8 protein-coding genes and 1 pseudogene are annotated in these 6,287 nt (G+C 64.6%); 2 read left to right on the plus strand and 7 right to left on the minus strand.

Going from position 1 to position 6,287, the window contains the following annotated elements:
• On the plus strand, positions 1–607 hold a 607-nt coding region (locus tag Q0C64_RS12595; protein ID WP_294124189.1), incomplete at its 5' end, for a M3 family metallopeptidase.
• A gap of 117 nt (positions 608–724) precedes the next feature.
• Here Q0C64_RS12595 and Q0C64_RS12600 read toward each other — a convergent pair.
• The 4 genes from Q0C64_RS12600 to Q0C64_RS12615 all read right to left on the minus strand — a co-directional run bounded on the left by Q0C64_RS12600 (position 725) and on the right by Q0C64_RS12615 (position 3,470).
• A complete protein-coding gene (locus Q0C64_RS12600) occupies positions 725–1,189 on the minus strand; it encodes a nuclear transport factor 2 family protein (RefSeq protein WP_294124190.1) in 465 nt (154 codons plus the stop codon).
• Positions 1,186–1,803: a pyridoxamine 5'-phosphate oxidase family protein gene (locus Q0C64_RS12605; protein WP_294124191.1), complete on the minus strand. Its 618-nt coding sequence runs from the start codon at positions 1,801–1,803 to the stop codon at positions 1,186–1,188. The genes Q0C64_RS12600 and Q0C64_RS12605 overlap by 4 nt, the downstream gene beginning before the upstream one ends.
• An 88-nt stretch (positions 1,804–1,891) precedes the next feature.
• Complete coding sequence (locus tag Q0C64_RS12610; RefSeq protein WP_294124192.1) at positions 1,892–2,860, minus strand: alpha/beta hydrolase; 969 nt, start codon at positions 2,858–2,860, stop codon at positions 1,892–1,894.
• Between the two features lie 61 nt (positions 2,861–2,921).
• Entirely contained in the window at positions 2,922–3,470 is a 549-nt protein-coding gene (locus Q0C64_RS12615) for a peroxidase-related enzyme (RefSeq protein ID WP_294124193.1), read from the minus strand.
• 116 nt (positions 3,471–3,586) lie between these two features.
• Between Q0C64_RS12615 and Q0C64_RS12620 the strand changes: the two genes are divergently transcribed.
• A complete protein-coding gene (locus tag Q0C64_RS12620; protein WP_294124194.1) occupies positions 3,587–4,513 on the plus strand; it encodes a LysR family transcriptional regulator in 927 nt (308 codons plus the stop codon).
• 19 nt (positions 4,514–4,532) lie between these two features.
• Here Q0C64_RS12620 and Q0C64_RS12625 read toward each other — a convergent pair whose 3' ends face one another.
• The 3 genes and pseudogenes from Q0C64_RS12625 to Q0C64_RS12635 form a co-directional block, all read right to left on the minus strand.
• Complete coding sequence (locus Q0C64_RS12625) at positions 4,533–5,183, minus strand: cyclic nucleotide-binding domain-containing protein (protein WP_294124195.1); 651 nt, start codon at positions 5,181–5,183, stop codon at positions 4,533–4,535.
• 11 nt (positions 5,184–5,194) lie between these two features.
• Positions 5,195–5,884 carry a hypothetical protein gene (locus Q0C64_RS12630; RefSeq protein ID WP_294124196.1) on the minus strand — a complete coding sequence of 230 codons (690 nt, stop codon included), beginning with the start codon at positions 5,882–5,884 and terminating at the stop codon, positions 5,195–5,197.
• 1 nt (position 5,885) lies between these two features.
• Positions 5,886–6,287, minus strand: a pseudogene (locus Q0C64_RS12635) (adenylate/guanylate cyclase domain-containing protein); the annotation flags it as partial.

Below are 6,287 nucleotides of genomic sequence, written 5' to 3' on the forward strand. Positions count from 1 at the left end.
TTTGCTGGTAGACGTGAAATATCCGTCATTGGGCGGGTCGCAGCGCGACTTTGTCGAATATCCGAGCCAGGTGAACGAGAATTGGCTGCTGACCCGGCCGGTGCTGGAGCAGTTCGCCCGCCATTACCAGACCGGCCAGCCGATGCCGGCGGCGCTGGTCGACAAGATCAAGAAGGCCGAGACCTTCAACCAGGGCTTCGCCACGGTCGAATATCTGTCGTCGGCGCTGGTCGACATGAAGCTGCACCTCGACCCGACCGGCGTTATCGATCCCGACGCGTTCGAAAAGAAGGCGCTGGCCGAGATCGGCATGCCCAAGGAGATGGTGATGCGGCACCGCCTGCCGCAGTTCGGCCACCTCTTCTCGTCGGACAGCTATTCGGCCGGCTATTACAGCTACCTCTGGTCGGAGACGATGGACGCCGACACCTGGGCGGCGTTCGAGGAAGCGGGCAACCCGTTCGACAAGAAGATCGCCGACGCGTTCCGCATCTACCTCTTGTCGACCGGCAACGAGACCGACCGGGCCGAGGCCTATCGCCAGTTCCGCGGCCGGGACCCGGACGTGACGGCGCTGCTCAAGCGGCGCGGCTTTCCGGTGAATTGAGAATTGGAATTTGGGGACATCTCTATCGGGTGTCCCCAAATTTTCTGCGGTCCCCACCCATTCCGGACATTGGGCGGGTGCAGTTTTGTGTGCCTAGCAATCTGTCACCGTAACGACCTAGAGCGCCAGGCTACTCAGCCCCGGATGGTCGTCCGGCCTCCGCCCGATCGGCCAGTGGAACAGCCGCTCTTCCTCACGGATCGGCATCTCGTTGATGCTGGCGATGCGCCGTTCCATCAAGCCATCCCCGGCGAACTGCCAATTCTCATTGCCATAGGCGCGGAACCATTGGCCGCTATCGTCGCGATATTCATAGGCGAGGCGCACCGCGATGCGGTTGCCGGAATGGGTCCACAATTCCTTGATCAACCGATAGTCGAGTTCGCGCCGCCACTTGCGGGCCAGGAACGCTTCGATCTCGCTTCGGCCCCGGGGAAATTCGACGCGGTTCCGCCAGGTGCAATCCTCGGTATAGGCCATCGCGACCCGCGCTGGATCGCGACTATTCCAGCCGTCCTCGGCGGCGCGGACCTTCTGCCTCGCCGTTTCCTCGGTGAAAGGCGGCAACGGCGGGCGGCTCATTTCGCCTCTCCATATTTGGTGCGCAGATCGGCAAGCTCACCCTTCAGCCGTTCGATTTCCTCGTCGCGTTCGGCGAGCGCGGCTGCGACCTGGTCGGCGTCGAACTTCACCGGGATATGTTGCGGGCAATTAACGTCCCAGGCGCTGATTTCGAACAGGATCGCCGCTTCCGGACGGGCCTTGTAGTCCCCGGGCATCAGCCGCGCGATCACGTCGGGATCATAGCTGAACCGCGCACGTCCCCAGACCTTGATCCGCGCCTTGCGCGCATAATCCATCAGGAACAGGAACGCCTTTTCATTGTCCTGAAGGTTGCCGGCCGAGACATATTGGCGATTGCCGGTGTAATCGGCGAAACCGATCGTGCGCTCGTCGATCACTCGGATGAAACCGCGCGGTCCGCCGCGGTGCTGGATGTATGGCTGGCCGTCGGCGTTGGCGGTCCCCAGATAAGCGGTGTTGGTGGCGGCAAGCATGGCGATCAGCCGTTCATCGATTTCGGTGCGGAACCCTCCGCCCGCTTCCATCCGGGCATAGGCGTCGCGCGACCCCCGTTCCTGCTGGATAGCCTTGACGGTCGGGGTGAAGGCAATGTCGCTGCTGGGATTGGGCATTGGCTTGCTCCTGATCCGCTCTCCGATCCGCCGTAGCGGGCAGGGTGCCCGGACGCCAGGAGGGCAGTGGCGTCCGGGCTTGGGGGGCTTATTTGACCTTGCGACCGAGGAAGTCGCGGATGTAGCCCGCGATCTCGCCGGACTTGGTCTCGAGCGCGAAGTGGCCCGCGTCGATCAGGTGGATTTCCGCCTTGGGCATGTCCTGCTTGAACGCCTGGGCACCGGCCACGGTGAAGATCGGGTCGTTCTTCCCCCACACCACCAGCGTCGGCACCTGATGCTTGCGGAATGCCTCGTGGAAGGCCGGGTATAGATCGACGTTGGTCTGGTAGTTGGCGAACAGGTCGAGCTGGATTTCCCGGTTGCCCGGGCGGTCGAGGATCGCCTGGTCGTTGTCGATCGCGTCTGGATTGACGAGGTCGGCGGGGACGCCCTCACTGTACTGGAAGGTCGTGGTCTCGCGGGTCAGGAAGGCGGCAGCACCTTCGCGCGTTTGCGGCGTATCGCTGGCCCACAAAGCCTTGATCGGCGCCCATAGCGGCGACAGGCCGACCTCATAGGCGTTGCCATTCTGGACGATCAGCGCGGTAACGCGATCCGGCTGGCGCGAGACGAACCGCAGGCCGATCGGTGCGCCATAGTCCTGGATGTAGACCGCGAACTTGCCGACGCCGACCGCGCGGGTGAAGTGGTCGACCGTCTCGTAGAGATGGTCGAAGGTGTAGGCATATTCGGCCGGCGTCGGCTGGCTCGAATGGCCGAATCCCGGATAGTCCGGCGCAACGACATGATACTTATCGGCCAGCAGCGGGATGAGATCGCGGAACATGTGGCTCGACGACGGGAAGCCGTGGAGCAGCAGGATGGTTGGCTTCTTCGGGTCGCCGGCTTCACGGTAGAAGATATCAAGGCCATCGACCTTGACCGTCCGGTAATGGATCGGCGTCGCCGGAATGGAATAACGGGCAGTCGGTGCCGGCGAAGTTGGCGCCGCTGCAGCAGGCGAAGCGACGACAGCAACGCTGGCCGCCAGGGAAAGCACGAGGGCACGGAACATGGACTTGTCCTTGCTGAGGTGGGGGTGGCCGGCGGCGGTGTTCGCCGCCGGCCGTGCGAGTTCATGCGGCCTTGCGGGCGTCGACACGGGGGAAGTCGATCTCGGTCTTCAGCGCCTCGTTGACGTAGTTGGTGAAGACATTGAGCGCGACATGGCCGATGATCTCGAGGACCTCGCCGTCCGAATAGCCGGCCTGGCGGAGCGCAGCGATGTCGCCTTCGGCGACCTGGCCACGTTCACGGGCGACCTTGGCGGCGAAACGGACCGCGGCGTCGGCGACGATGTCGTTCGACGCGCCCGACCGGTTGGCGGTGATTTCGGCGTCGTCGAGCTTGGCGAGGTTGAGGCCGATATAGGTGTGGGCCGACAGGCAATAGCCGCAGCCGTTCACTTCGGCGACGGCAAGCGCGATCCGCTCGCGGGTGGCCGGTGCCAGCTTGCCTTTGCCGAGCGCCGCCGAGAAGCCGAGATAGGCCTCAAGCGTCGCCGGGCTGTTGGAAATCAGGCGGAACATGTTGGGGACGATGCCGAGCTGCTTCTGCACGCCGGCCAGCAACGGCTGGGCAGTGGCGGGGGCCTGTTCGACGGTCGGGGTCGGAATGCGGGACATTTGAATTGCTCCTTCGATGACGGGCAATGATTGCCGTGCCGTCGATTTAGAGCCTTCCAATCATCGGGAGCAGACGTTAATCTCGCAACTCTGACTTCCATAAAACGGAAGGGTGTATGGATCGTTTTGAAGCCATGCGGACGGTGTTGGCGGCGGTCGACGGCGGCAGCCTATCGGCGGCGTCACGGTCGCTAGGCCTGCCGCTGGCGACCGTCAGCCGCCGCGTCTCCGACCTGGAAGCGCGCCTGGGTGCGCAATTGCTGGTCAGGACCAGCCGCCGCCTGCAAGTGACCGAAGAGGGGGCTGCCTATGTCGCGGCCGCGCGACGCATTCTGGACGATCTGGACGATGCCGAGCGGACGGTTTCCGGCGAATATCGGGTGCCAAGGGGTAAACTGGTTGTCACCGCGCCGATCATGTTTGGCAAGCTACACGTTGCCCCGGTCGTCCATGAGTTTCTTGCCGCCTACCCGGACGTTGGCGTCAGGCTGATCCTGCTTGACGGGGTTGTCGACCTGGTCGAAGCTCATATCGACGTCGCGGTTAGGATCGGTCATTTGCCGGACTCCACGCTGATTGCCCGGCGTCTGGGCGACTTGCGCTGGCTATTCTGCGCCAGCCCGGATTATCTCGATCGAAATTGCAGGCCCGACCATCCGTCGGCTATCGCCGACCACGAGTGCATCGCGTTTGAGGGCCTGCAACAGTATCGCGAATGGCCCTTTGTCGAAAATGGCCAGACCCGGAGCGTTGCCATCCAGCCGCGCTTTTCGGTCAATACGGCCGATGCGGTCGTTGCTGCCGCAGTCGCTGGCTTAGGCGTTGCGAGGGTCATGTGTTACCAGGCAGCGGAGGCCATGGCCGCCGGTTCAATCCTGCCGCTACTGCCCAATTTCTGGCCGCCGGCGATGCCAGCCCATCTCGTCTTTGCTCAGCGCCAGCAGCAGCCCCTCAAGCTGCGTGCATTCCTCGACTTCGTCACGCCGCGCTTGAGCGAAGGCCTGGCACGAATCCGCAAGGTGACAAGCATGGCGGGTGCGTAGAAGTGAATGGCAGGGGCGCTTAGCTGGCCGCCTTGTTCATCGCCTCAAGCTTCTGGCGGAGGCTGACATTGAAGCCGTGCTCCAGGGCGTGGCGGGCGTCGGGATTGGCGGCGAGATAGGCGTTGAGTGCGCGGCCCTGCGCGCACCAGAAGCGCGCCGGCTCGGTGAGGGTGACGGTGGCGATTGCCGCCGACTCGCCGAGCACGGTGGCTTCGCCGACCAGCTGGCCGGGACTGGCCTTGCCGACCAGCTTGCCCTTCACATGCACATCGGCGGCGCCCGAGGCGATGAAATAGAGCTGAGCCGCCGCCTTGCTTTCCTGGATCAGGACGTCGCCGGGCCGCCCGTCCATCCAGATGCCCTGGTCGATCAGCCGCCTCGCCTGGGCGCGGCCAAGGCCGGCCAACGGTCCGGAAAGCATGGCCCTCTCGTCCTCGCTGAACTTGGCCGCCTTGTTGGCGACCAGCCCGCTGCTCGCCTGCACGCCGGCGACAATCAGGATCAGGAATGGCAGGATCGAGCCGAGCAGCCCGTGCTGCATGGCGCCATAAGCCAGGCCGGCGATGCCGACGATGCCCAGCATGATGTGCCCGAACAGCCTGGACCGTGCCAGTAGCGCCCCCAGCGCGGCGGCGAAGATCAGGACATAGAGGCCGAGCTTCAAGGTCATTTAGGCTTAGGCTATCCCTCCGAGCGGGCGCTGAACGTATCGACCAGCACGTCCAGCTGGGCCTGGCAGTCGGCCCGGATCAGGCTCTGCGCCATGCCTTCGAGGCCCGACGGTATCGGCGACAGCTGTCGCAGCGTCAGCGTTGTTGGTTGGGCAAGGCCGGAGATGTTGATGCGCTTGCCGGCCGTGACCGCGATGTCGGCCGGCCAGCCGGCTTCCCATTGGTTGGCTGCGAAATGGACCGAGGCGGTCTTGCCGTCGGAATCGGTCAGCGTGACATCGGCTGCCGCGGTCGCATCCGGGCGGTAGAGAGTCAGCTCGCTCGGGTTGGCGATGCAGACATTGCCGGTGCGGCCCAGATCGGCCTGCCACACGCTGCGGGTGCCGCCGGTGCCGCGGACCGCCCCGAGCCGCACGCGGCGGGCGCTGGTCCCGGCAGTGTTGGTCGAAGTGGTGACCGGCGCGGCATTGGCGGCGACGCTGAAGCTGCCGGGACCGTTGATGGTGCGCGTGCCGCGGCTATCGAGCAGGACGATCATGTCGGTGGCCTTGAGCTTCAGCACATGATTGTCGGGCAGCGCCTTGCCCGGCGGGTAGGCAGCGGCCGACGGTCCCGACGAGCGCACCACCAGCACCGCCGCGGCGGCCGAAGTCGAAGCGAGAAGGGCGGCACTTGCCGCAATCAGCAACAGGCGGGCCATATCATTTCTCCTTGAGCTTGAAGGCGCCTCCCGGGCCCGCCTCCCGCAGGCGACAGGCAAAGGCGGCCAAGGCCGCGTCATTAGCCTGCGTTAAGCAAATTTGCTCGATTTCGTCGAGGGCGGAACGATCCCCCCCATCGAAGGCGTTCCAAAGCCGGACAAGCCGATCCCGGAGCTTGGCATCGAAATCAGGAGCTGGTTCCCACACCACCACCGGCGTTTCGCGGCCGCTAAGCACGATCCGGCCCATCGGCCGGTAAATGTCGAGCGTGGTGCGCTCGCGCGCCTCCTCGCTGATCAGCGCGACGGTCTTCAGATATTTGTTGGCGCCTTCGAGGCGCGCCGCGCAGTTCATCGCATCGCCGAGCGCGGTATAGCTGATGCGGCCCTCGCCGCCGAAATT

The sequence above is a fragment of the Sphingomonas sp. genome (assembly GCF_023266535.1).
Classification (GTDB): Bacteria; Pseudomonadota; Alphaproteobacteria; order Sphingomonadales; family Sphingomonadaceae; genus Sphingomicrobium.